25 protein-coding genes and 1 tRNA gene are annotated in these 23,944 nt (G+C 63.3%); 18 read left to right on the top strand and 8 right to left on the bottom strand.

Annotation, left to right across the window (positions count from 1 at the left end):
• Positions 1–37: 37 nt before the first annotated feature.
• Together BSY17_RS13535 and BSY17_RS13530 are read left to right on the top strand one after the other, a co-directional pair.
• Positions 38–1,558 carry a fumarate hydratase gene (locus BSY17_RS13535; protein WP_069065900.1) on the top strand — a complete coding sequence of 507 codons (1,521 nt, stop codon included), beginning with the start codon at positions 38–40 and terminating at the stop codon, positions 1,556–1,558.
• An 88-nt stretch (positions 1,559–1,646) separates the two neighbouring features.
• Positions 1,647–3,008, top strand: coding sequence for a methyl-accepting chemotaxis protein (locus tag BSY17_RS13530; protein WP_069066970.1), 1,362 nt, complete (start codon positions 1,647–1,649; stop codon positions 3,006–3,008).
• Positions 3,009–3,224: 216 nt separating this feature from the next.
• Here BSY17_RS13530 and BSY17_RS13525 read toward each other — a convergent pair whose 3' ends face one another.
• Both BSY17_RS13525 and BSY17_RS13520 read right to left on the bottom strand, forming a co-directional pair.
• Complete coding sequence (locus tag BSY17_RS13525) at positions 3,225–3,716, bottom strand: hypothetical protein (RefSeq protein WP_069065899.1); 492 nt, start codon at positions 3,714–3,716, stop codon at positions 3,225–3,227.
• A gap of 10 nt (positions 3,717–3,726) precedes the next feature.
• On the bottom strand, positions 3,727–4,845 hold the full coding sequence (locus tag BSY17_RS13520; RefSeq protein ID WP_069065898.1) for a hypothetical protein: 1,119 nt from the start codon (positions 4,843–4,845) through the stop codon (positions 3,727–3,729).
• A 418-nt stretch (positions 4,846–5,263) separates the two neighbouring features.
• On the opposite strand from BSY17_RS13520, the gene BSY17_RS13515 reads away from it, so the two are divergent.
• The 14 genes from BSY17_RS13515 (at position 5,264) to BSY17_RS13455 (ending at position 17,470) form a co-directional block, all read left to right on the top strand.
• Positions 5,264–5,623 (top strand): hypothetical protein, encoded by a 360-nt coding sequence (locus tag BSY17_RS13515; RefSeq protein ID WP_171899241.1) that lies wholly within the window; start codon positions 5,264–5,266, stop codon positions 5,621–5,623.
• 94 nt (positions 5,624–5,717) lie between these two features.
• A complete protein-coding gene (locus BSY17_RS13510; RefSeq protein WP_443019431.1) occupies positions 5,718–6,044 on the top strand; it encodes a UvrB/UvrC motif-containing protein in 327 nt (108 codons plus the stop codon).
• Positions 6,045–6,290: 246 nt separating this feature from the next.
• Positions 6,291–7,508, top strand: a complete 1,218-nt coding sequence (locus BSY17_RS13505) for an MBL fold metallo-hydrolase (protein ID WP_069065896.1) — start codon at positions 6,291–6,293, stop codon at positions 7,506–7,508.
• 51 nt (positions 7,509–7,559) lie between these two features.
• Complete coding sequence (locus BSY17_RS13500) at positions 7,560–9,578, top strand: TonB-dependent receptor (RefSeq protein WP_069065895.1); 2,019 nt, start codon at positions 7,560–7,562, stop codon at positions 9,576–9,578.
• A gap of 28 nt (positions 9,579–9,606) precedes the next feature.
• Positions 9,607–10,458, top strand: coding sequence for a D-amino-acid transaminase (locus BSY17_RS13495; protein WP_069065894.1), 852 nt, complete (start codon positions 9,607–9,609; stop codon positions 10,456–10,458).
• 202 nt (positions 10,459–10,660) lie between these two features.
• Positions 10,661–11,653, top strand: coding sequence for a MarR family transcriptional regulator (locus tag BSY17_RS13490; protein WP_069065893.1), 993 nt, complete (start codon positions 10,661–10,663; stop codon positions 11,651–11,653).
• A 241-nt stretch (positions 11,654–11,894) separates the two neighbouring features.
• Complete coding sequence (locus tag BSY17_RS21335; protein ID WP_150125794.1) at positions 11,895–12,656, top strand: acyltransferase; 762 nt, start codon at positions 11,895–11,897, stop codon at positions 12,654–12,656.
• Between the two features lie 196 nt (positions 12,657–12,852).
• Positions 12,853–12,928, top strand: a tRNA-Val gene (locus BSY17_RS13485).
• A gap of 117 nt (positions 12,929–13,045) precedes the next feature.
• Positions 13,046–13,231, top strand: a complete 186-nt coding sequence (locus BSY17_RS21580; protein ID WP_069065892.1) for a hypothetical protein — start codon at positions 13,046–13,048, stop codon at positions 13,229–13,231.
• A 44-nt stretch (positions 13,232–13,275) separates the two neighbouring features.
• Entirely contained in the window at positions 13,276–13,503 is a 228-nt protein-coding gene (locus BSY17_RS13475) for a zinc-finger domain-containing protein (protein WP_037473436.1), read from the top strand.
• Positions 13,504–13,547: 44 nt separating this feature from the next.
• Positions 13,548–14,990 (top strand): metalloprotease TldD, encoded by a 1,443-nt coding sequence (tldD, locus tag BSY17_RS13470; protein WP_069065891.1) that lies wholly within the window; start codon positions 13,548–13,550, stop codon positions 14,988–14,990.
• 56 nt (positions 14,991–15,046) lie between these two features.
• Entirely contained in the window at positions 15,047–15,622 is a 576-nt protein-coding gene (locus BSY17_RS13465) for a DUF924 family protein (protein ID WP_069065890.1), read from the top strand.
• A gap of 158 nt (positions 15,623–15,780) precedes the next feature.
• The gene (locus tag BSY17_RS13460; RefSeq protein ID WP_037476545.1) at positions 15,781–16,119 is read left to right on the top strand and encodes a P-II family nitrogen regulator; all 339 of its coding nucleotides are present in this window, start codon (positions 15,781–15,783) and stop codon (positions 16,117–16,119) included.
• Positions 16,120–16,132: 13 nt separating this feature from the next.
• Positions 16,133–17,470: an ammonium transporter gene (locus tag BSY17_RS13455; protein WP_069066968.1), complete on the top strand. Its 1,338-nt coding sequence runs from the start codon at positions 16,133–16,135 to the stop codon at positions 17,468–17,470.
• Between the two features lie 227 nt (positions 17,471–17,697).
• Here the strand turns inward: BSY17_RS13455 and BSY17_RS13450 are convergent, their stop codons facing one another.
• The 4 genes from BSY17_RS13450 to crtY all read right to left on the bottom strand — a co-directional run bounded on the left by BSY17_RS13450 (position 17,698) and on the right by crtY (position 21,959).
• Positions 17,698–18,570 (bottom strand): phytoene/squalene synthase family protein, encoded by an 873-nt coding sequence (locus BSY17_RS13450; RefSeq protein ID WP_069065889.1) that lies wholly within the window; start codon positions 18,568–18,570, stop codon positions 17,698–17,700.
• Positions 18,571–18,742: 172 nt separating this feature from the next.
• Positions 18,743–19,324, bottom strand: a complete 582-nt coding sequence (locus BSY17_RS13445) for a TIGR00730 family Rossman fold protein (protein WP_069065888.1) — start codon at positions 19,322–19,324, stop codon at positions 18,743–18,745.
• Between the two features lie 5 nt (positions 19,325–19,329).
• On the bottom strand, positions 19,330–20,811 hold the full coding sequence (locus BSY17_RS13440) for a phytoene desaturase (protein ID WP_069065887.1): 1,482 nt from the start codon (positions 20,809–20,811) through the stop codon (positions 19,330–19,332).
• The gene (gene crtY, locus BSY17_RS13435; protein ID WP_037474752.1) at positions 20,811–21,959 is read right to left on the bottom strand and encodes a lycopene beta-cyclase CrtY; all 1,149 of its coding nucleotides are present in this window, start codon (positions 21,957–21,959) and stop codon (positions 20,811–20,813) included. The genes BSY17_RS13440 and crtY overlap by 1 nt, the downstream gene beginning before the upstream one ends.
• A gap of 119 nt (positions 21,960–22,078) precedes the next feature.
• Here crtY and BSY17_RS13430 point away from each other — a divergent pair, with 119 nt between their 5' ends.
• Positions 22,079–22,351, top strand: coding sequence for a metal/formaldehyde-sensitive transcriptional repressor (locus BSY17_RS13430; protein ID WP_037474755.1), 273 nt, complete (start codon positions 22,079–22,081; stop codon positions 22,349–22,351).
• A complete protein-coding gene (gene dmeF / locus BSY17_RS13425) occupies positions 22,348–23,340 on the top strand; it encodes a CDF family Co(II)/Ni(II) efflux transporter DmeF (RefSeq protein WP_069065886.1) in 993 nt (330 codons plus the stop codon). The genes BSY17_RS13430 and dmeF overlap by 4 nt, the downstream gene beginning before the upstream one ends.
• A gap of 10 nt (positions 23,341–23,350) precedes the next feature.
• On the opposite strand, the gene BSY17_RS13420 is transcribed toward dmeF, so the two are convergent.
• Both BSY17_RS13420 and BSY17_RS13415 read right to left on the bottom strand, forming a co-directional pair.
• Complete coding sequence (locus BSY17_RS13420; protein WP_037473089.1) at positions 23,351–23,656, bottom strand: type II toxin-antitoxin system RelE/ParE family toxin; 306 nt, start codon at positions 23,654–23,656, stop codon at positions 23,351–23,353.
• Between the two features lie 2 nt (positions 23,657–23,658).
• Positions 23,659–23,937, bottom strand: a complete 279-nt coding sequence (locus BSY17_RS13415; protein WP_037473087.1) for a ribbon-helix-helix domain-containing protein — start codon at positions 23,935–23,937, stop codon at positions 23,659–23,661.
• Positions 23,938–23,944 lie beyond the last annotated feature (7 nt).

The following is a 23,944-nucleotide window of genomic DNA, read 5'->3' as shown; positions in this document are numbered from 1 at the left end:
GTGCAGGGCCGGGCCGCAGATATGGGGACTAGGGTAGATGACGCTCATCAAAACCGCCGATCTGATCGACAGCGTGGCCGACGCGCTCCAGTTCATCAGTTACTATCACCCGATGGATTATATCCGCGCGCTCGGCAAAGCCTATGAGGCCGAGCAAAGCCCGGCGGCCAAGGACGCCATTGCGCAGATCCTGACCAACAGCCGCATGTGCGCGGAGGGACATCGCCCGATTTGCCAGGACACCGGCATCGTCAACGTCTTCGTCAAATGGGGCATGGAGTGCCGGTTGGACGATAATAGCCGGTCGATGCAGGACGTCATCGACGAAGGCGTGCGCCGCGCTTATCTGAACCCCGAAAACCGCCTGCGCGCTTCGATCCTGCGCGACCCGGCCTTCAGCCGCCAGAATACCAAGGACAACACGCCCTGCGTCCTGTCGGTCGAAATGGTGCCGGGCAACAAGGTCGTCATCGACGTCGCGGCCAAGGGTGGCGGGTCGGAGAATAAGACCAAGTTCAAGATGATGAACCCCAGCGATTCGATCGTCGACTGGGTGCTGGACATGATCCCGCAAATGGGTGCCGGCTGGTGCCCGCCCGGCATGCTGGGCATCGGCATTGGCGGCACCGCGGAAAAGGCGGTGGCGCTGGCCAAGGAAAGCCTGATGGAACCCATCGACATGGGCGAGTTGAAGCAGCGCGGGCCGCAGACCGAGATCGAGAAGATGCGGGTCGAGATTTTCGACAAGGTCAATGCTTTGGGCATCGGCGCGCAGGGTCTGGGCGGCCTCTCCACCATCCTCGACGTCAAGATTTACGACTATCCCTGCCATGCGGCGGGCAAGCCGGTTGCAATGATCCCCAATTGCGCCGCGACGCGCCACGCGCATTTCACGCTGGACGGCTCTGGCCCCGCCTATCTGGAAGCGCCCAAGCTGTCCGAATGGCCCGACGTCAACTGGACGCCCAGCAAGGAAGCGATCCGCGTCGACCTCAACACTTTGACCCCGGAAGTCGTGCAAAGCTGGAAGCATGGCGACCGGCTGCTGCTGAACGGCAAGATGCTGACCGGTCGTGATGCCGCGCATAAGCGAATCAAGGATATGCTGAGCCGGGGCGAGCCGCTGCCGGTCGATTTCAAGGGCCGCGTCATCTATTATGTCGGCCCGGTCGATCCGGTCGGCGACGAAGTGGTCGGCCCGGCCGGTCCCACCACCGCGACGCGCATGGACAGCTTCATGGACATGATGCTGGAACAAGGCTTGCTCGGCTGCGTCGGCAAGGCGGAGCGCGGCGTCGCCGCCACCGCCGCCATCGCCAAGCATAAGAGCGCCTATCTGATGGCGGTCGGCGGCGCGGCCTATCTGGTCGCGCGCGCCATCAAGGGTGCCAAGGTCGTGGGCTTCGAGGATCTGGGCATGGAGGCGATCTACGAATTCGACGTGGCGGACATGCCGGTGACCGTCGCGGTCGACAGCGAAGGGCAGAATGTCCACCATCTCGCCCCGCTGGTCTGGCAGGAAAAGATCAAGCGCGAAGGCTTGCTGGAAGGCGTGTGAGCGCGCGCTAACGCTTCCTTCACCATGCTGCGATACCCCCATGGAAATGGGGAATATCGCAGACATCGGAACCGTCGCCAGAGCGGTCATGAAGGTCGCCAAATTGTCGGGCGACCTGGGCATCCGCACGCTCGATTTGCAGGCCGACATCAGCGAACTGGCCGACCGGGTGACGCAGCAGGCGCAGATGATCGAGGCGATCAGCGGCGCCGCCGGGCAATTGTCGCGGGATGGCGACAGCGTGGCGCTGGCCGGGCAGGATGCGCGGGAACAGGCGATCGCTGCGCGCGCCATCATCGACGATTCGGGCCGCCAGCTCTCCGCCGCCAACAGCAATTTCGTCGATCTGATCGACCAGGTCAGCCATATCCATGCGCGGCTCGACGGCTTTGGCGAGGCGCTGCGCACCGTCGCCCATGTCACCAGCATGATCAGCGGCATCGCCAGCCAGACCAACCTGCTGGCGCTCAACGCCACGATCGAGGCGGCGCGGGCGGGCGATGCGGGGCGCGGCTTTGCCGTGGTCGCGGCCGAGGTCAAGAAACTGGCGCAGGAAACCGCCGCCGCCACCCAGACCATCGAACAGTCGATCGCCGCGCTGACCGGCGAGGCGGGCGGGATGCTCGCCAGCATCACCCAGGGCGCGCAGACCGCGCGCACCGCCCAGTCGGACACGCGCAACATCGAAACGCTGGTCGAACGGCTCGCCGCGCTGATGCTCGACCTGTCGAGCAACAGCGAGACGGTGGCGCGGCGGATCGCGTCGATGGTCGGGTCCGCGGGTGAAATCCGCACCGGCATCGCGACGCTGGCCAGCACGTCGAGCGCCAATGCCGACGGGCTGCAACGGCTGTCGGGCCGCGTGTCGACCGCCAGCAGCGACACCAATATGCTGCTGCAATATCTGGCCGAAAGCGGGGTCGATATTCCCGATTCGCCCTATATCCGCTTCAGCCTGGAGTCGGCGCAAAAGGTCGCGAACGCCATCGAGCGGGCGATCGAGCGTGGTGAGGCAAGCGAAGCGGCGATCTTCAGCGACGATTATGCGCCGATCCCCGGCACCAACCCGACGCAATATACGCATCCTGTGCAGGCGGTCATCCTGCCCGTCGCCCGCGCGCAGCAGGAACGGGCGCGCGGCTTTACCGGGCTGTTCGGCATGACCTTCACCGACCGCAACGCCTATGGCGCGGTCGCCATGCCCGAACGGGCACAGCCGCAGCGGCCGGGTGACGACGTATGGAATGCGGAACATGCGCGGCAGGGGCTGATCTTCGACTTTCCCGACACGCGCGAACAGGCGCGGACGACCCAGCCCTTCTGCATCAAAGCCTATCGCCGCCTGACCGCCAGCGGCGAAGTGCTGCTGCTCAAACAGGTGATCGCGTCGATCCATGTAAAGGGGCGGCACTGGGGCATTTTACAAATGGCCTATCAGGACCAGGGCTAAGCGCACCCCGGCAAAGCAGCCAACGCGCCCTTGCCAAATCTGTGAAGTTCACACCGTCGCAGGCCACGCAATTGCGGGCGAACGGACGGGTGGCGTCGATTTCGCAATAGGATAATTTTTGCGAAGTGTGGGCGCGCGTGGAGGCGTGTGGGGACGGACGGGGAGAAAGAGCGGGACGACGTTTCGACAAGGACCGGCAAAAGACGGGACAGAATGTTACGCAGTCGCCTTCTTGGTTACATCGTCAGCAAGCTTCGTCCGAGCAACATACACTTTCGACAAGGCCGTTATTACAGCGCCAGAATTGGTCGCATCCGTCGTTTCTTCAACCGCAGTTTGAAGCGCCTTTAGTTCGTCCGAATAGCGGTTGGTCGCCGTTTTTCCGAATGCGTCCTGCATGGCAAAAGTTTTTGCGGCGTGATCGGCCATCGCTTCGCGAACGTTCTGTCGCACTTCGGACAGGCTTTGACCTTCAGCGGCAGCGTCGTTGAACGCGGCTACCTTCTTATCCAAGTCCGCGCCGCTATCACGAAACGCGGCAACACGGCCCATGTTATAAGTTTGGACGGTTGCTTCGCGAGCGTCTTGGCGTGCGACATATAGCTGAATGCTGGCTGTGACTGCCCATAGCAGCAACCCGCCCGTGACGGCCACTTGCATACGGCTTTTACGCCCGCACGTAGGGACGTTGCCGAGGGGAATGGCCATTTCATCGCTATCACTTGCGAAGTGTAGCATGATTTTCGGAGTTTTTCAATGTAGCATTAGCCTTAAGTGTCGCCTGAGTTTCCGCCTTCACGGCAAGCTTACAAGCTTGTTCCCAGCGATCCTTACCCAATAACTCCAAATACCGTTTAACAGTTTCATCCACGTCTCCGAGGCACTGATCGTCAGCTTTTCGAACGATTTGAGCGCTCACCGTAGCTTCCCTAGCTTCGGCATAAGGCACGTTGGCCGTAGCCATTGCGAACAACGCTATGGCTGCAAGAGGTTCAATTTTTTGCGACCGCCACCGGAACCAGCCGGGTGATTGCACGTAAATTGAGAGATCGTTGCGGTCATCCTCATTTATTTCAGAATCAACCGCCAATTCGTATATATTATCAACTTTTAAATCTTCGTCATTCTCGCGCGCCTCTTCAAGAACTTCAATAAGTTCAAACCACAGAGAACTTAGGAGATTATCTTTCGACGTAAAAATATTCTTTGATGTTCTGAATGTCGATACAAACGACCCATCGTAGACATAATCATCGAATGCCTTATCGTATATTTCTTCATATCTGCTGCGCCCAAGATCAAAAAACGCTGCTAGAGAATGCAGTTGAGCAATAAGATCGTCGCCAAGCTTACGCTTCTCAATTTCGCCAACCCATTTTACGCGACGGCCATAATAGGTATATTTTTCGTCGTTACTGTCTTTTGCCGTTACGGTCTTCAGAACGCCGCGCTTGTCCAGCAGCATCCCAATCTTAACCCCGGTCGTATAGCCCTTGTCGGGCATGACGACGAGGTCACCCTTCTTCGCTGTGAAGAACAGTCCTTGGAGGAATGTCAGGGTAGCTTGATCGCCTGCGCTCCGAACGAAACGGTCTGGCCGCGCCGCGCCCGCTTCAACCCGACGTTCGATACGATCAGCAGCAATATGATCGAGAAGTTCGTCGTAATCCCATTCATCAGGGTCGTTGCCGAGATCGTTTAGATCGCGAACATCAATGAGTGCTACGGCAGTTTCTGAAACTACGTCGTGGAATTTGTAATCCTTGCCGGGAAAGTATTTCCAGACCTTATGGTCCGCCGGAAGAATGTATGTTCCAAGCGCAACGTTGATGCTCACTAAGCCGTTCCCTCACTAGCTTCGTGGCGATGTAGGCTGATTTACCTGCTATTGTCTACGGAGTAACGATTTTTCCAGCTAGACGCACAAACAGCGCATGTGGGAAAGGTTGTGGTTTTATACGTCCTTTGCCTGTCCTTCCTCGGAACCCGAAATTCCCCATCCGGAAGTCGATGCACCGTGCTAATTAATTGAAATAAAAATGGGAAGGTGGTGGTAGCGGCAAAGATTGAACTTGCGAACCCACCCGTGTGAAGGGTGCGCCGCATGTGCTCCTAAACGAATAGCAGCTGGCGGAAGCCAAAATTGCCGTCATAAATGGCGCATCTCGGTCGAGCGGTGCCACTCCGCCCGTCATAGTAGCTTCTCGGCCCTCCTCCTCTATGGGTACAATGATGACCAAGATGTGGAGCAAATCATGAGCGAGCCGTCGACAGCGTGGGATGGGGCGGTGGTGCGGCACTGGTTGGCGCGGCGGTGCGATGCGGCGCGGCTGGATCAGGCGGCGGCGGATCGGCGCGGTTATGAGTCGCGGGATGAGTATGACAAGGCCGCCGCCGAGGAATGGGTGTGCCGCGCGCTGCAATTGCCCGATTGCATCGAGACGCAGGCGCTGTTCGCCCAGCGGCTCAAGGAGCTGATCCACCAGGAAGATTATGCGGCGACCGGCGTCTATGACGATGTGCGGTTCGAGCGGCATGTCCGCAGCCAGCTGCGCAAGATCGCCAAGATGGCCAAGGCGAATGAGGGGTTCGACAAGAAGCTGCATTATCAGTGAGGCGGTATCCGTAGGGCGGTGGCGGTTGGCGGCGCAAACGAGGGTCCGTTCAGGGCCTTGTTGACGCCACACCGACCGGCCGACACGCGCTCCCATGCAGCCTAACGCCCCGATCGTGCGTTCACCCGCCATGGACGACACGATCGAAACCCTGTCGCGCAAGATGGCGGCGGCTGCCGAAGCGCTCGATTTCGAGGAAGCGAAGCGGTGCCGCGACGCGATCAGCCTGATGCGCGGGGGCGCCAGCGCGGCGGAGGCCAAGGCGGCCGATCTGTCCGGGGTGGAGCGATCCCGCCCCGGCGCGATGGGCCTTGGCACCAGCCAGCAACGCATGACCCCGCCGCCGGGGTGGACCCCGCCGACGAAGCCCGATCCGATGACGGCGGCGCGGGGGAAGCGGGGGAAGCGGGGTGGGTCGTGAGGGTGTGGGTGCTGCGCTGCGGTTACGATCTAAAAGCCCCTCCCCCTTGAGGGGGAGGTTGGGTGGGGGTGTGCCGCCGCTAGCGTGGACGCTCGGCTTCGCCTCGCTCCCCCTCCCCCGGCCCCTCCCCGCCGGGGAGGGGAGATTAAAGGCGCGCGGATAATCTTATCGCGGATAATCTTATAGAGCGCCACCACCCACACACCCCCTCTTGCCCCGCCGCCCCCGTCCGCTATGGCGCTCCGCATGGGTCGGCTTATCCGCATCGTCAGGGGCTTGGGGGTCGCGCTGTTGTTCGCGGTGGTGGGGCTGTGTCTGGCGATCACCATCGTTCCGCCTTTCCTCGACCGCATCTATTATGACGGGCCGGTCAGCCGCCACTATGATGGCGCGCATTTCTTCAATCCCGATGAGGAGATCGAGCCGCCCGCGCCGCCCGGCACCAGTCGGCAGGGGTTCCTCCTGCGCTGGCTGCTGGGCGACGACGATCGGCCGCAATGGCCGGTCGGGATTGCGGTCAAGCCCGCTAAGCCTGCGCCCTTTGCCGCGCCGCGCGGCATGGTGGCGACCTGGGTCGGGCATGCGAGCGTGCTGGTGCAGGCGGCGGGGCTGAACATATTGACCGATCCGATCTGGTCGGACCATGCCAGCCCCCTGCCCCCCTTTGGCCCCAAGCGGGTGGCCGAGCCGGGCATCCGCTTCGATGATCTGCCCAAGATCGACCTGATCGTCATCAGCCATAATCATTATGACCATCTCGACCTGCCGACGCTCAAGCGCCTGTGGGAGCGGGACAAGCCCAAGATCGTCACCAGCCTGGGCAATGACGCGCTGCTCCGCGCGCATGGCATTCCCGCGACCGCGCTCGATTGGGGCCAGTCGGTCAGCGGCGCGGCGCTCAACGGGCTGGCGCCGGGCGCGGTGATCCAGTGCGGCAATTACGAACATTGCCCCGATTATCGCGTCCATGTGACCCGCAACCATCATTGGAGCAGCCGCTGGGGCAGCGACCGCAACCGGGCGCTGTGGTCGAGCTTCGTCATCGCGACGCGGGCGGGCAATATCTTCTTTGCAGGCGACACCGGCGCGGGCGACATGGGCTGGCCGATCGAGGCGGCGCGGATCGGGCCGATCCGGCTGGCGCTGATCCCCATCGGCGCGTTCCGATTCTGGAAGGGGCAGATGCAGTCGGACGCGCATGTCGGGCCAGTGCAGGCGGTGGAGATGTTCAAGCGGCTGGGCGCATCGACCGCCATCCCCATCCATTGGGGAACGTTCCGCCTGTCCTACGAACAATGGGATACGCCGCCGCGCATGCTGGAACTGGCGCTGCGCTGCCAAGGGATCGCGCGCAAGCGGTTTGCGCCGCTGCGCATCGGGCAGGCGTTGCAGGTGCCCGGCGTCAGTCCGGTCGAGCGGGTCACCCCCACTTGCGACGAACGGGCGATCCGCCGGCTGGAGTGAGGCGCGGCCTTTCTATTTGCAAAAGGCGGCCGAAATGGGGAGAGCGGGGGCATGAAATCTCTTCCCCTCCCCGTCCTCCTGTTCTTCCTGCCCGGCATCGCCCTGGCGCAACCGGCGGCGGGTGATCCGGCCACCATTGTCGTGACCGGCGCGGGGCTGGACCTGCCACCCGGCACGCCCGCTTATGGATCCGTGGTGATCGACCGCCAGCGCCTGCAGGACAGCGCATCGGGCCGGATCGAAAGCGTGCTGGGCGATGTCGCGGGCTTCCAGCAATTCCGCCGGTCCGACAGCCGGTCGGCCAATCCTTCCGCGCAGGGGGCGACGCTGCGCGCGCTGGGCGGCAATGCGTCGAGCCGGACGCTGGTGCTGCTCGACGGGGTGCCGATGGCGGACCCGTTTTTCGGCTATATCCCGTTCAGCGCACTGGTGCCCGACCGGCTGTCGGTGGTGCGGGTGACGCGCGGCGGCGGCATCGGCGCGTTCGGCGCGGGCGCAGTGGCGGGGACGATCGAACTGGCGAGCGCGACGCGCGACCAGTTGCCCGGCTTTGCCGCCAGCGCTTTCTATGGCAGCCGCGATTCGACCGAAGTCTCGGCCAGTGTCACGCCCGATCTTGGCAGCGGCTATGTCTCACTATCAGGACGGTGGGACCGGGGCGACGGGTTCCAGACGACACCGAAGGACCAGCGCGTCGCCGCGACCGTGCCCGCCGCCTATGACGGCTGGTCCACCAACCTGCGCGCGGTCGCGCCGATCTCCGCCACCTCGGAAGTGCAATTTCGCGCGACCCTGTTCGAGGATAAGCGCACGTTGCGCTTCGCCGGGGCGGACAATAGCAGCCAGGGGCAGGATGCCAGCATCCGCTATATCGATCGCGGCCGGTGGCAGGTCGATGCGCTCGCCTATGTGCAGGTGCGCAATTTCTCGAACATCGTCATCTCCTCCTCCACCTTCCGCCGGACGCTGGACCAGCGCAACACGCCCTCGACCGGGATTGGCGGCAAGATCGAGCTGCGCCCGCCGGTGGGGGAGGCGCATGTGCTGCGCGTGGGCGTCGACAGCCGCTTTGCGAGCGGCGACATGTTCGAGGACGCCTATAATGCGAACAGCGCCAGCAATCCCGCGACCTTCCGCCGCCATGCCGGGGGCGAGCAATGGACGCGCGGGATTTTTGTCGAGGATGACTGGACACCAGGCGGGCCGGATGGGCGGCTGGTGCTGACCGGCGGCGTGCGCGCCGATCGCTGGTCGATCAGCGACGGTTTCTACCGGCAGGTCAGCGCGACCAGCGGCGTCGGCACGTCGAGCGACTATGCCGACCGGTCGGACTGGGAAGTGTCGGGCCGGGCGGGCGCGCTCTATCGGGCGAGCGACGCGATCGCGCTGCGCGGCGCGGCCTATAGCGGCTTCCGCCTGCCGACGCTCAACGAACTCTATCGCCCCTTCGTGGTGTTTCCGATCACGACGCAGGCCAATGACGCGCTGACGCCTGAAAAGCTGAAAGGCGCGGAGGTCGGCATCGATCTGACCCCGCTGCCGGGCATCAGCCTGTCGGCGACCGGCTTCATCAACCGGCTGGACGATGCGGTCGCCAATGTGACGCTGACCGCCACCACGCGCCAGCGCCGCAATATCGACCGGATCGTCGCCAAGGGGGTGGAACTGACGGCGGACGCGACGCTGGGTGCCATGCGCCTGTCCGCCTCCTATGCCTATAGCCGCAGCCGCGTTCATGCGCCGGGCGAAGCGTTCGATGGCCTGACCCCGGCGCAAAGCCCGCGCCATGCCGCCAGCGCCACCATCGCCTACAGCCCGGCGCAGGGGCCGACCCTGTCGACCACGCTGCGCTATGTCGCGAAACAATATGAGGATGATCTGCAAAGCGACGTCCTGCCGCACGCGATCACGGTCGATGCCATCGCGCGGCTGCCGCTGGCGGGCGGCGTGACGCTGGTGGCGCGCGGCGAAAATCTGCTGGATGAGACGATCGTGACGCGCAATGCGGGCGGATCGATGGATCTGGGCACGCCGCGCACACTCTGGATCGGCGTCAGCTTCGGCGGCTAGAAGCGGATCAGAGCGGAGGACGGGACTTATGGCAATCGCCTATCTGAACGGCACCTTCCTGCCACTGAACGAGGCGCGCATTTCGCCGCTCGATCGCGGCTTCCTGTTCGCCGATGGCGTCTATGAGGTCGCGGCGGTGATCGACGGGCGGCTGATCGACAGCGCCAGCCATCTCGCACGGCTGGAAAGGTCAGCGGACGCGCTCGGCATCCGCCTGCCCGTGTCGCTGGCGCAGATCGAAGCGGTGCAGACGCAATTGATCGCGCGCAACGGCGTGACCGAGGGGCTGGTCTATCTCCAGCTCACGCGCGGGGCGGAGGCGGGCCGCGATTTTCTCGCCGCGCCCGATATCAAACCCACGCTCTTCCTGTTCGTCGCGGACAAGCCGGTGCTGGACGTGCCCGCCGTCCGCACGGGCATCGCCGTGGCGACCATGGCCGACCTGCGCTGGGCGCGGCGGGACATCAAGAGCGTGGGTCTGTTGGCGCAAGTCATGGCGAAACAGGCCGCGCGCGACGCGGGCGCGCAGGAGGGGTGGATGGTGGAGGACGGCTTCGTGACCGAAGGCGCATCCTCGACCGCCTTCATCGTCACCGACGAAGGCATCGTCACCCGCCCCTATAGTCAGGCGGTGCTGGCGGGTTGCACCGGCGCGGCGCTGACCGCGTTGGCACAGGAAAGCGGCATCACCGTCGTCCATCGCCCCTTCACCGTGGCGGAGGCGCTTGCCGCGCGGGAAGCCTTCATCGCCAGCGCCTCGACCCTGTGCCAGTCAGTGGTGCGGATCGACGGCCAGCCAATCGGCGACGGCACCCCCGGCCCGGTCGCGATGCGGCTGCGGGCGCTCTACATCGCCTTCGCGCGCGCCACCGCCGCCTGACAAATGACTCCATAATGGAGGGATCATGCGGCAGCCCCTCCCCTCCCGCCAGATCGGCGCGAAGATGGTGGAAAAACACCCGCACGGGGCCGGTATCTTGCCCCTTTGCACCAGATTATCGTCACTATGGCGACAGATGCGGCTGATTTGATCCGTTCTTGCTTTAGTCCCAGGAACGAAGCTAGAACGGAGCGGGGCAACAATGGAAGATTTTTCCTACAGCATGGGCAGGGCGGATCCTTTGCGGCGCGATCATCGGGCGGGCCTACTCGTCATCGCCGACCGAATCGATGTGGCGGACCTGACGCCGGTGGCCGATGCCGCCGGGTTGCGGCTGCTGGGCGTTGCGCCGCTCGCCGACGCTCCGGCCCGGCTGGATGGCCAGTTGCAATGCGATGTGCTGCTGCTCTTCTGCCCCGCATCGACCCCCGCGCTGGAATCGCTGCTGGCGCAAGTGGAGGCGCAGGCGGTCCGGCAGGGGATGGCCGTCATCCTGGTCGCGGGATGGGAGACGATCGATCTGGCCTTTGCGGCCGCGCAAGGATCGCACACCCAATTGCTGTGCGACCCCGACCATAGCGACCTGGCCGCGGCCCTGGTGACCGCTGGCGAAGAACGCCCCGCCCCCGGCCAGGTCCACGACCGGGATGGCGACAGCAGTAGGCTCGAACAGTTAAGCGCGGAGGTCAGCCGCCTTGCTCGCACGCTCGATGCGCTGACGCAGCGGTCGCACTTTGCCGCACCCTCCTTCGACCCCGGCCCGCGCATCGCTGACCGGCCGAGCGACTATATCGGCATGCCCGCGCTCGCGCCGATGGGCACCGCCACGCCCCCGGCCTATGTCCCGACGCCGACGCTCAGCGCGACGCAGGTGCGCGACCTGCTGCGCGCGCGCCGCATCCGCGCCGACTTCCTGCCCGGCGACCTGTTCGCCGACCCGGCCTGGGACATGCTGCTCGACTTGCTCGCCGCCCGGCTGGAGCAGGAGCGCGTCTCCGTCTCCAGCCTGTGCATCGCCGCCGCCGTGCCGCCGACCACGGCGCTACGCTGGATTCGCACCCTGACCGCCAAGGGGCTGGTGGAGCGACAGGCTGACCCGCAGGATGGCCGCCGCATCTTCATCGCCCTGGCACAAGACGCCGCCGACGCGATGATCCGCTGGTTCGGCGCCAGCCGCCGCCTGCTGGCGAGTTGACGGTTGTGACTTTTTAAACGTCAGAACTTGCTGAATGACTTGCACCAGCTTTCACTAAGTGATCCAATGGTGAGAAGCATAAAATTGTTCTGCGGGCGTCTTAATGATAGAAAAATATGAATAAGCATCATATTACTATACATTATGTCATATTCACGATGTTGGTGGAAATAATAGTATAGAATACTCCATAATATTATTTTCGAATCTGAGAATTTTATCAAATTTCTGGAGAATTTATATGTTTGAAGTGGTCGATAAACTTTTCCTAGCCACATACAAACGTGTCATCGAAGCATATCCGTTCGGCGAAATTAACGTCGGACAAATGCCTCGGGGCGGAAACCCCAGAGTTGTCGATGGAGCAGATTATCGCCGTGCAACTGGTGACGGTGCCGTTGTTGCACTGGACTCGTCGTCTGTATGTTCACGCGGGTCCAATAAAGCAACAGCATCTGGTGTTGACAGCGTCATTTCCGTTGGCGCTAAAAGTATTTTAGAAAATTGCACTTTTACGATAAATGGCGATAACTGTGCGATTATTGTTGGTGAGAACTGCCGGTTACGTGGCTTAACTATTAAGGTTAGCTTTCCAAACTCAGTAGTCATAATTGGATCTGATACGACTTGGGAGGGGGGAGTAATATTTTCCGAAAGCGGCAATATAGTTGCCATCGGAAATGATTGCATGGCCTCAAGTGGGGTGATGATTCGAACGACTGATGGACATGCTATTTTCGACGCAATAACCCGAAAACCGCTGAATATGGCCAAGGATGTATTTGTCGGACATCATGTCTGGCTCGGCAATAGTTCGCGCGTTCACAAAGGAGCAAAGATAGGATCCGGGTCTGTTCTAGGACAGTCTTCGATCGCATCGAGTACGTTGAAGAACAATGCGATTTATGCGGGCGTACCCGCTCGAAAAATTCGCGACGATATTGTTTGGTCGCGGAGTGCTGATTATGCAGATATTCCGGCTATGTATTTACCCGAAATGTAATGATTTTCGTTTCTGCTCGGCGTCGTAACATTGCCCGACATGCCGATGATCTTTGGACGAGAGACGCCTGATCGTTCATGAGCAAGTAAGGCTTTTACGGACGTCCCATACATCGGCGCTGACAGTCGCGAATTTGTTCAGCTAGCCCCTGTTGACGGATACGAAAAGTAGCGTAGAAGCGCGAAACTCCCCCTAGGGGCGATTAGCTCAGTTGGTAGAGCGTCTCGTTTACACCGAGAATGTCGGCGGTTCGAGCCCGTCATCGCCCACCAGTTTTGCCGAACAGAAACCGTCCGGGGGACGGTTTCCGGCAAAACGCCGAGCAGCTATGCTGCGAGGCCATCGCCAATCCAACCGCCTGCGTAACGTTCATCGTACAGCAAGCCTGGATGCGGCATCTTGTCGCCATGCCCAACCCCATCTTCCTCGGCAGCACCCTCGCGCCTGCCCTGCTGATGCTGTCGCCGCTCGCGGTGATCGCGGCCAAGGACTGCACCGACTGGCAACCTGCCGCCAAGGCCCGGAAAGGCGACATCTCGACCCCATGCAAGGCGCCACCGCTGCCTTTGATGTAGCGGCATATTGCCGCGCAGCGTCCGCACTGCTAATTCCCCCATCCATGATCCAGCCGCCAGAAATCCTCCGAGTCTCCAAAACCCGCGTTTCCTGTGACGGATCGGGCGACATTCCCGCCGCGCTCGGCCATCCGCGCGTCTTTCTGGAGATTGACGAGCATGGCTATGTCGATTGCGGCTATTGCGACCGGCGCTTCGTGCTGATGGGTGGCGTGGCCGACACCGCGGACATTGGCGACAAGCCCGACATCGCGTCCGGAGCCAGCCTCTAACTTTTCCGTTGGGCTTGGGTGATGCCGTCCCTATATCGGATGGCATGACCGATATTTCCGCGCACTTTACCGACGCCCGTGGCCTGCTCTATCGTCCGGGCCTGCTCGATCCCGACGGTGCCCGCCGCCTGACCGCCGATGCGCTCAAAAGCTGCGACGATGGCGAACTTTATCTCCAATATCGCGCCAGCGAGAGTTTCGGCTTCGATGACGGGCGGCTGAAAACCGCCGATTATTCGACCGATGCCGGTTTCGGCCTGCGCGGCGTGTCGGGCGAGATGACCGGCTTTGCCCATGCCAATGACATTAGCGAAGCGGCAATCCGCAAGGCAGCGCAGACGCTGACCCTGCTCGATCCCGCCGCCGCGCCGCCCGCCCCGCCGCCGCAGCGCACCAACCGCCATCTCTATACCGATGCCAATCCGCTGGAGATCGTCCCCTTCGCCGAGAAGGTGACGCTGTGCGCCGCGATCGACGCCGCCGCCCGCGCCCGTGATCCGCGCGTCGCCCAAGTGTCGGTCAATCTGGCGGGCAGCTGGTCCGTGGTCGAAATCGTCCGCGCCGACGGCTTTACCGCGACGGACATCCGCCCGCTCGTGCGCCTCAACGTCTCGGTGATCCTCGAAGACAATGGCCGCCGCGAAACCGGCAGCTTCGGTATCGGCGGGCGCTATCTCTACGATCAGGTCATGGACCCGGCCGTGTGGAACCGCGCGATCGACGAAGCGCTGGCGCAGGCGCGCGTCAACATGCGCTCGGTCGCCGCCCCTGCGGGCGAAATGACCGTGCTGCTCGGCCCCGGCTGGCCCGGCGTGCTGGTGCATGAAGCGATCGGCCATGGCCTGGAGGGCGATTTCAACCGCAAAGGCACCAGCGCCTTTTCCGGCCGCATCGGCGAGCGCGTCGCCGCGCCCGGCGTCACCGTGGTCGATGACGGCGCGATCGCCGACCGGCGCGGGTCGCTGTCGATCGATGATGAAGGCACGCCGACGCGCGAAAATATCCTGATCGAGGATGGCATCTTGCGCGGCTATATGCAGGACCGGCTCAATGCCCGGCTGATGGGGGTCGAACCCACCGGCAACGGCCGCCGCGAAAGCTATGCCCATGGTCCCATGCCGCGCATGACCAACACCTTCATCAAGGGTGGCAATGACGACCCCGAAGAACTGCTGTCGCGCATGAAGATCGGCATCTTCGCCAAGAGCTTTGGCGGGGGCCAGGTCGACATCGTGTCGGGCAAGTTCGTCTTCTCCTGCACTGAGGCCTATAAGGTCGAGAATGGCAAGCTGGGCGACCCGATCAAGGGCGCGACTTTGATCGGCGATGGCCCCACCGCGCTGACCAAGGTGGTCGGCATCGGCAACGACTGGGCACTGGACGAAGGCATCGGCATGTGCGGCAAGGGCGGGCAAAGCGTGCCCGCGGGCGTCGGCCAGCCGACGCTGCTGCTGCAGGGGCTGACGGTAGGCGGCACGGCGACCTGATTGCCGTAAGCGGCCTATGGTGGAACCGGATCGGCCGCTCGTCTGTATAGGTCGGTATGAACATGCTCACCGACAGCCATGATGCCGTGACCGCCGACTGGGCCGCAGCCCTGCTCGACTTCTGGTTCAATGAGGTCGGCGAGGCCGGATGGTGGGAGAAAGACCCCGCATTGGACCAGCGCTGCATCGCCCGTTTCGGCGATCTGTGGCAGGAAAAACAGGCATTGCCGCCCGAAGCCTTCCTCGACCGCGCCGATGAGGCTTTGGCGGCGATCCTGCTGTTCGATCAACTGCCCCGCAACATGTTCCGCGATACCGCACAGGCCTTCGCCAGCGATCCGCTGGCCCGCGACGTCGCGCGCGGGGCGATCGCCCATGGCTATGACATTCAGATCGGCGGCACCGGGCGGCTCTTCTTCTACATGCCCTTCATGCATAGCGAGGCGCTGGAGGATCAGGAGACGGCGCTGACCCTGTTCGAAGGGGCAGGCGACGATCATTGGCTCGGCTTTGCGCGTGATCACCACGCGATCATCGCCCGTTTCGGCCGTTTCCCGCACCGCAATGCCGCCCTCGGCCGCACCACGCTGCCCGATGAGGAGGCAGCCATCGCGGAAGGCGGCCAATGGTAGGCTGATGCTGCCTCTTTTTTGAGCAGGCGCGCGCCGCTGCTCAATTTTTCGGCGCTGCTTTTCGTCGCGCCGCACACTAAGCCCGTATTAACGCGCCATTAGCAAATTGGCACGCCTCTTGCTGAGTATGTCCCCGCACACCAGTAACAGGGGGCGACATGAAACTTGTCATGGCTATCATTAAGCCGTTCAAGCTCGACGATGTTCGCGAGGCACTATCCTCGCTCGGCATCGCAGGCATGACGGTCAGCGAAGTGAAGGGCTTTGGTCGCCAAAAGGGGCAGACCGAAATTTATCGCGGCGCGGAATATTCCACCAACATGGTTCCCAAGATCAAGGTCGAGGTCGTTTGCGACGACGACCTGGCACCGCGCGTCGTGGAAGCGACGCAGGCGGCCGCCAATTCGGGTGCCATCGGCGATGGCAAGATCTTCGTCCTCGATGTCGGTCAGGCCGTGCGCATCCGCACCGGCGAGACCGGCGAAACCGCGCTGTAAGAAGGGGGGAATGATGACCTTTTCCAAGAAACTTTGCGGGATGGCGGGGGCAGCGGGGCTGTCGCTCTTCGCCGCCCTGCCTGCCTGGGCGCAGGAAGCCGCCGAAGCGGCACCCGCCGCAGCCGTGCCCAATCCGGGCAACAACGCCTGGATGATGACGTCGACCGTCCTCGTCCTGCTCATGATCCTGCCCGGCCTTGCGCTGTTCTACGGCGGCCTGACCCGGTCGAAGAATATGTTGGCGACGATGACGCAGATCGGTGCGGCCGCCTGCCTCGCCATGCTCATCTGGGTCATGTACGGCTATGGCCTGGCCTTCGGTCCTGAAGGCAATGCCTTCATTTCGTGGGGCAAATGGTTCCTGGTCGGCGTCACCACCGACAGCACGGCCGCCACCTTCTCCGACGAAGTGATTTCGGAATATGTGTTCGTCAGCTTCCAGATGACCTTTGCCGCCATCACGGCTGCGCTGGTCCTGGGTTCGGTGGTCGAGCGCATGAAATTCTCGGCGGTCATGCTCTTCACCGCCATCTGGCTCACGATCGTCTATTTCCCGATCGCCCACATGGTCTGGGCTGGCGGCGGTCTGCTGTTCGACATGGGCGCGCTGGACTTTGCCGGCGGTACCGTGGTGCATATCAACGCTGGTGTGTCCGCGCTGGTCGCCTGCCTCATCCTTGGCAAGCGCATCGGCTATCCCAAGGAGCCAATGGCCCCGCACAGCATGACGATGACGATGATCGGCACCGGCATGCTCTGGGTTGGCTGGTTCGGCTTCAACGCGGGTTCCGAACTGGAAGCCGACGGCACGGCGGCGCTCGCCATGATCAACACCTTCGTCGCCACCGCGGCAGGGGCGCTGTTCTGGATGCTCGCTGAAAAGGCCCATGGTCACAAGGCTTCGGCTCTCGGCTTCTGCTCCGGCGTGATCGCCGGTCTGGTCGCCGTGACCCCGGCTGCGGGCAATTCCGGGCCTTTCGGCGCCATTGTCCTGGGTGCCATCGCTTCGATCATCTGCTTCTACTTCGTGTCGGTCATCAAGCCCAAGCTTGGCTATGACGATAGCCTGGACGCCTTCGGCATCCATGGTGTGGGCGGCATCGTCGGCGCCATCGGCACCGGCATCGTCTACCAGCCCTTCCTGGGTGGCCCCGGCGACGGTTCGACCGCCATGGGCGCCCAGGTGATGACGCAGATCATCGCCGTGGTCGTCTCCATCGTCTGGGCCTCGGTCGGCACCGCCATCGCCATCTTCATCGCCAAGGCTGTCACCGGTCTGCGGGTGAGCGAAGAAGTCGAGCATCAAGGTCTCGACCTCGGTGAGCACGGCGAGCGCGCCTACAATATGTAAGTTTGGCAGGGCGGGCCGCCCGACCGGGACATGGCCCGCCCGCCCCACCTTGTTCCTCCTGCGAACAGCCCTGGGGCCGATGCGAAAGCATCGGCCCTCTTTTTTGGGCTTACGGTGAAGGGTATGGCTCACGGCAATAAATGCCGTTCCCCGGCGAAGGCCGGGGCCAGTTCAGAGCGTGGGACTGCGCCCCAGCGTCCGCCGGGGAACATCCAAACGCGCGGCGATCAAACGATAGGGCGCGTCCACAAATGCGCGGGCCGGGGCGCATCGGCAGGCCAGCGCTTGGCGCGACCGATGACCTGCATGCCCGCCCGCGCGACCCAGCCAAGCTTCGCCGCCTTGGTCGTGATCACCCGCGCGTCCCAGGCCTGTTCGCCCCGGCGCGCGACTTCGCGAACGATGTCGCCATAGATGCCCGCCGCCGCCAGCACCGCCCAGGCCGCCCGTGGCGGCAGGGCGCCAGTGCCATGACGCGCGCTCTCCTCATAGGCCGCGGCCATATCCGCCATGCGCCGCGCCAATATGGCGAGCTGCGGCCGGACCCAGGGCTTCATATGTTCGCCGGGCGGCATATCCATTTCGGCCAGCCATTCCTGCGGCAGATAGCAGCGGTCGGCGGCTTCATCCTCGCTGATGTCGCGGGCGATATTGGCGAGCTGGAACGCCAGCCCCAGGTCGCAGGCGCGGTCGAGCGTCGCCTGATCATCGGGATCGACCCCCATCAGCACCGCCATCATGCAGCCGACCGCGCCCGCGACATGATAGCAATAGCGCAGCATATCGTCCTGGCTGCGCGGTCGCCATTCGCGCGCGTCGAGCGCGAACCCCTCGATCAAATCATGGGCATAGCGAGCGGGAATGGCGCATTCGCGCATCACCACGCCAAAGCCGTCAAAGGCCGGATCGCCGGTCGGTTCGCCGCGCAACGCACTGTCGGTCATCACCCGGATGGTCGATAGCCGCGCCTGCCCGTCCACGACGCCCTGCAACGTGCCGCCATGATCCTGCCCGTCAGCGATATCGTCGCATTTGCGGCACCAGGCATAGAGCAGCCAAGCGCGCTCGCGCGTCTGCGGATCGAACAGGGTCGAGGCCATGGCGAAGGATTTGGAGCCGCGCGCAATGCTCTGCTTGGCATGGGCGACGAGCGCGGGGCGGTCGAAATCTCCCCTCCCGCTTGCGGGAGGGGTCGGGGGAGGGGGTGTTACATCCATATCGCGGACATGCCCTCCCCTAACCCCTCCCGCAAGCGGGAGGGGGAGTTTTGCGTCACAATCGATCCGCCTTCATCGCAAAGATGGTCTCATGCGGCTGATAGGCGGCCAGCGCTTCCAGCAATTCGTCAATGCCCTGGGCATGGATCAAAATCCCGGCATGTTGCGCGCGGATGAAGCCCGCTTCCACCATCTGCCGGTTGAAGCCGATCAACTGGTCATAAAAGCCCGCGACATTGAGCAGTCCGACCGGCTTTTGATGATAGCCAAGCTGCGCCCAACTGATCGCTTCCCATAATTCGTCCATCGTGCCGACCCCGCCGGGCAGCGTGATGAAGCCATCCGACAGGTCGGTGAAGAGCTGCTTGCGCTGATGCATCGTCTGGACGACGTGTAACTCCGTGCAGCCGCGATGGGCCACTTCCGCACCAACGAGCGCTTCGGGGATCACGCCGATCACCTCGCCGCCCGCCTCCAGCGCCGCATCGGCGACCGCGCCCATCAGGCCGAGCCGCCCGCCGCCATAGACGACGCCGATGCCGCGTTCGGCCAAGGTGCGGCCCACCATGCGCGCCGCGTCGATATAGGTCAGGTCGGCCGGCGTCGCCGAACCGCAATAGACCGCCAATTTCTTCATCGTCTCTAGCCCAGATCTTCCAGCATCAGCGCGGCGGTTGCCTTGGCGCTGCCCACCACGCCGGGGATGCCCGCGCCGGGATGGGTGCCGGCCCCTACCAGATAGAGATTGGGAATGACATCGTCGCGATTATGCGCGCGGAACCAGGCGCTCTGCGTCAGCAACGGCTCCAGGCTGAAGGCGCTGCCCAGATGCGCATTGAGGTCGCGGCCGAAATCGGTCGGCGCATAGTGGAATTGCGTGACGATACGCGACCGGATGTCGGGGATCAAGCGATGCTGGATCTCGTCCAAGATACGCTCGGCATAGGCTGGCGCAAACTGATCCCAGTCGATCGGCAGCTTGCCCATATGCGGCACCGGGGCGAGCGCATAGAAGGTCGAATGGCCTTCGGGGGCCATCGACGGATCAGTGACGGTCGGGTGGTGCAGATAGAGCGAGAAATCCTCCGGCAGCACGCCATGATCGTAGATATCGGTGAGCAGCCCTTCATAGCGCGGCCCGAACAGGATCATGTGATGCGGAATGCCGGGCCAGCTGCCCTTGATACCGAAATGCAGCACGAACAGGCTGGGCGACCAGCGCTTGTTGGCGAGCCTCCCGCCCTGCTTCTGTCCACGGGGATGATGGCCCAGCAGGTCACGATAGCTGTGCATCAGATCGGCGTTACTGGCGACCGCATCGGCCTCCCCGCGCCAGCCCGACGCGGTGTGGACGGCGGTGACCTTGTCACCATAGGTTTCGATGCGGGTGACCTTGTCGCCCAGCCGCAACGTGCCGCCCAGCCGCTCGAAATGGGTCGCCATCCCCTCGACCAGCTTGTTGGTGCCGCCCTTGGCGAACCACACGCCACCATCCTTTTCCAGCTTGTGGATCAGGGCATAGATGGCACTGGTCTTCATCGGATTGCCGCCGACCAGCAAAGTGTGGAAGGACAGCGCCTCGCGCAGCTTTTCATTCTTCACATAGGAAGACACGACCGAATAGACTGACCGCCACGCCTGGTAGCGGGCCAGCGCCGGGGCGGCCTTGATCATCGAGGCGAAGTCGAGAAAGGCGACCGATCCGAGCTTGCGATAGCCCTCTTCGAACACGCCCGCGGCATAATCGAGGAAGCGTTCATAGCCCGCGACATCGCCCGGATCGAGCTTGGCGATCTCGGCACGCAGCGACACTTCGTCATTGCTGTAATCGAAATTGGTGCCATCGCGCCAGTTGAGCCGGTAGAAGGGGCTGACCGGCATCAGCGTCACATCCTGCGCCATGTCATGGCCGGACAGACGCCATAGCTCGTTCAGGCAATCGGGGTCGGTGATGACGGTCGGCCCGGCATCGAAGGTGAAGCCGTCCTTCTGCCACATATAGGCCCGGCCGCCGGGGCGATCGCGCGCCTCGACCAGCGTGGTGTCGATGCCTGCGGATTGCAGGCGGATGGCCAGCGCCAGGCCGCCAAAGCCCGCGCCGATGATTATCGCTTTCCTGGTCATCAGGCGGGCGGATTCAGCAATGTTCGCATGGCATCCCTTATGGGCACGGGGGGGCGGCCGCACAAGATGCGGACACGGTCAGTGATGGTGGAACGTCCGGCGTAGAAACGCTGGATGAGGGGCGCGCGCAGGCCATAGAAGCGCGCGAAGATACGCCAGCGCTGGTCGGGCACCGCCGCACCGAACAGCATCTTGCCAAGCAGCCGATAATAGCCGCCGCTGCGCCAATGCGCCGCCGCATGGGCGCGCGTGACGGTCGCCAACTGGTCGAGCGGCTGATCGACCAGCCAGGTGGCGAACCGCACCGCGTCAGGCAGCGAATAGCCGGTCATCGGCTGGAACAGCCCGGCCCGCACGCCCGCGCGCGCCACCGGATCATCCTTGGGCCAATAACGGTCGAAATCGCCACCATGGACCACGGGCAACACGCCCTGTTCGCGGTGGATCAGCGTGCCGGTCCAGCCCTTGTCGCTGGCATAGGCGGCGATACGCGCGTCGATGGCGGCCACGTCCAGGTCGGGCGTGTCACTGTAATAGGTATCCTCGATGAAGATCGTATGATCGTCCCACGGCAGCAGATAGACGAAGCGATAGCCATCCATCTGCTCGACCGTTGCATCCATGATCACGGGCCGGTCGATGCCATGCGGCGCATCGAGCCGCAGGGCATGGCCGACAAACTTCTGCCAACCACAGCGCAGCGGCGACAGGTCCGCCGCCCCGCGCGCGTCGATCACCGCCCCCGCGTCAATCTCCCGCTCGTCGGTCAGGCGGACGCTGGTCGGCGTGACGGCGGCGACGCTCGCGCCGGTCATCGTCACATCGCCCAGCGTCGCCCGGACATGCGCGTCGAGCCGGGGCGAGGCGATGCTGTTATAAGGGGTGTCGAGACGGCGATGATGGCCTGGAAAGCGGACCTCATGCCCCTGTTCCCAGCGATGGGTGACAAGCGGATCAATGAGCCAGCGGTCCTGTGCGGCCACGTCGCCATCGAAGAAGGACCAGATGTGGTTGCCGCCGATCGCCGCGCCGCTTTCGATCAGCCGAATACGGACATCGGGCCGCTTGGCCGCGAAGGCAAGCGCGATCAGGCTGCCGGACAGGCCGCCGCCAAGGATCGCCAGATCGCAGTCCAACCGGTTTGTCATCGCTCCCTGTTAGGCGAGGGGGGCTGGCAAAGCCATGGCCGAAGTGGGAGCAAGCTATGGTTTTTAGGGCAGGTGATGGGCCTTGTCGCGACCGCGCCCATAGTATAGGGGGCTACCCTATGCATATAGTCGCGGATCGAGACAAATTACTGGCGCGGGTGCGCCGGATCGCGGGGCAGGTCGCCGCCGTCGAGCGTCAACTGACGGGCGAGGCGGGCTGTTCGGAAACATTGCAACTGGTCGCTTCGGTGCGCGGCGCGGTCGGCAGCCTGATGGAGGAACTGATCGAGCAGCATATGCGCGAGCATGTCGCCTGCCCCGGCCTGTCCGACGAGGCGCGCGCCGCGGCTGCCGAAGAAATGCTGGCGCTGATCCGCCGTTACGGGAAATGACGATGCACGACGATCACTCTCACGGCACCGGGCACGGCCACGCCCACGCCCATCATGACCACGCGCCATCGCCCGCCAGCATGGATGGCGAGGACAGCCATTATTTCGACCATATCTATCTGTCGGACGGGCATGATAAAAATGCCCGGCGGACGCTGTGGGTCGTGTGGCTGACCGCCGCGACCATGGTGGTGGAGATCGTCGCGGGCTGGATGACCGGCTCGATGGCGCTGCTCGCCGATGGTTTCCACATGGCGACCCATGCGGGTGCGCTCGCCGTGGCGGCGGCGGCCTATCGCTATGCGCGGCGGCACGCGCGCAATCCGCGCTTCACCTTCGGCACGGGCAAGGTCGGCGACCTGTCGGGCTTTGCGTCGGCGCTGCTGCTCGGCGTCATGGCGCTGTTCATCGCGATCGAATCGGGGATGCGCTTCCTGGAGCCGGTGCAGGTCGCGTTCGGTGAAGCGACGCTGGTGGCAATCGTCGGCCTCGTCATCAACATCATCAGCGCGTTTTTGCTGGGCCACGACCATAGCCATGATCATGGACACGGACATGATCATGGCGACGACCATCACCATGGCCATGCCGACAACAACCTGCGCGCCGCCTATGTCCATGTGCTGACCGACGCGTTGACATCGGTACTGGCGATCGCGGCGCTGCTCGCCGGGCGCTATCTCGGCTGGTGGTGGCTGGACCCGGCGGTCGGCATATTGGGGTCGATCGTCATCGCGCGCTGGGCCTGGGGCCTGATGAAGGACACCGCCGCCATCCTGCTCGACACCGCCGAACCCGCGCTGACGGCCAAGGTCCGCGCGCTGGCCGAAACCGAAGGCGCCACCATCCGCGACCTCCACGTCTGGCGCATCGGCCCCCACGCCCACGCCGTCATCCTCAGCCTAGCCCCCGGCGCAAACGGTGCCGCCGTCCGCGCGCGCCTCCACGCGCTCCCCCGCATGGCCCATGTAACGGTGGAGTGCGGGTAGGCCTTGCCGATCAAATGTCGGCGAGCAGCGCCTCATAGTCGCGGCCGCCATAAAAAATGCCTACGAAAACAACCGCCTCACCCTCTACCAGATAGGCCATCGTGACACGCCGACGCCATGTGGTGGTACGTAGACCAGGACGGATGTCGTCGCGTGGGGTGCCACGAAGCGGAAAATCCGCAAAGGATTCCATGTGATCGAGGATAGCGGCGGTAAAACGCCGTGCAATATCGAGTGAAGATGCAACCGCGACATAATCGAAAATTACAGTTAATTGCGCGCGCGCTTCGGGTGTCAGAACAACATGATGGGGCACCGTCAGTCGTGCCGAACTGCCTGTTCATACCGTTGGGTCAGGTCATCGCGCATATCATCCAGCGTTATGCCGCTCCCAGGGTCAGCCCGGTAAGCGTCCAGTGCCGGTCCGACCTCGGCCCGCAACCATTGCTCCACCGCCCGGTCGCGCGCGCGCAATGCTCGCAAACCATCGCGGATGACTTCGCTTTCGCTCGCATATTCACCCGACGCCACTTTTGCCCGCACATCGTCGGCCATGTCATTGGGCAGGGTTACGCTCAGTTGCCGAGTGGTTCGCATAGCTTTT

Source organism: Sphingobium sp. RAC03 (assembly GCF_001713415.1).
Classification (GTDB): domain Bacteria; phylum Pseudomonadota; class Alphaproteobacteria; order Sphingomonadales; family Sphingomonadaceae; genus Sphingobium.
The sequence above is the reverse complement of the archived record's forward strand: the minus strand, read 5'-3'. Positions and strand labels throughout refer to the sequence as shown.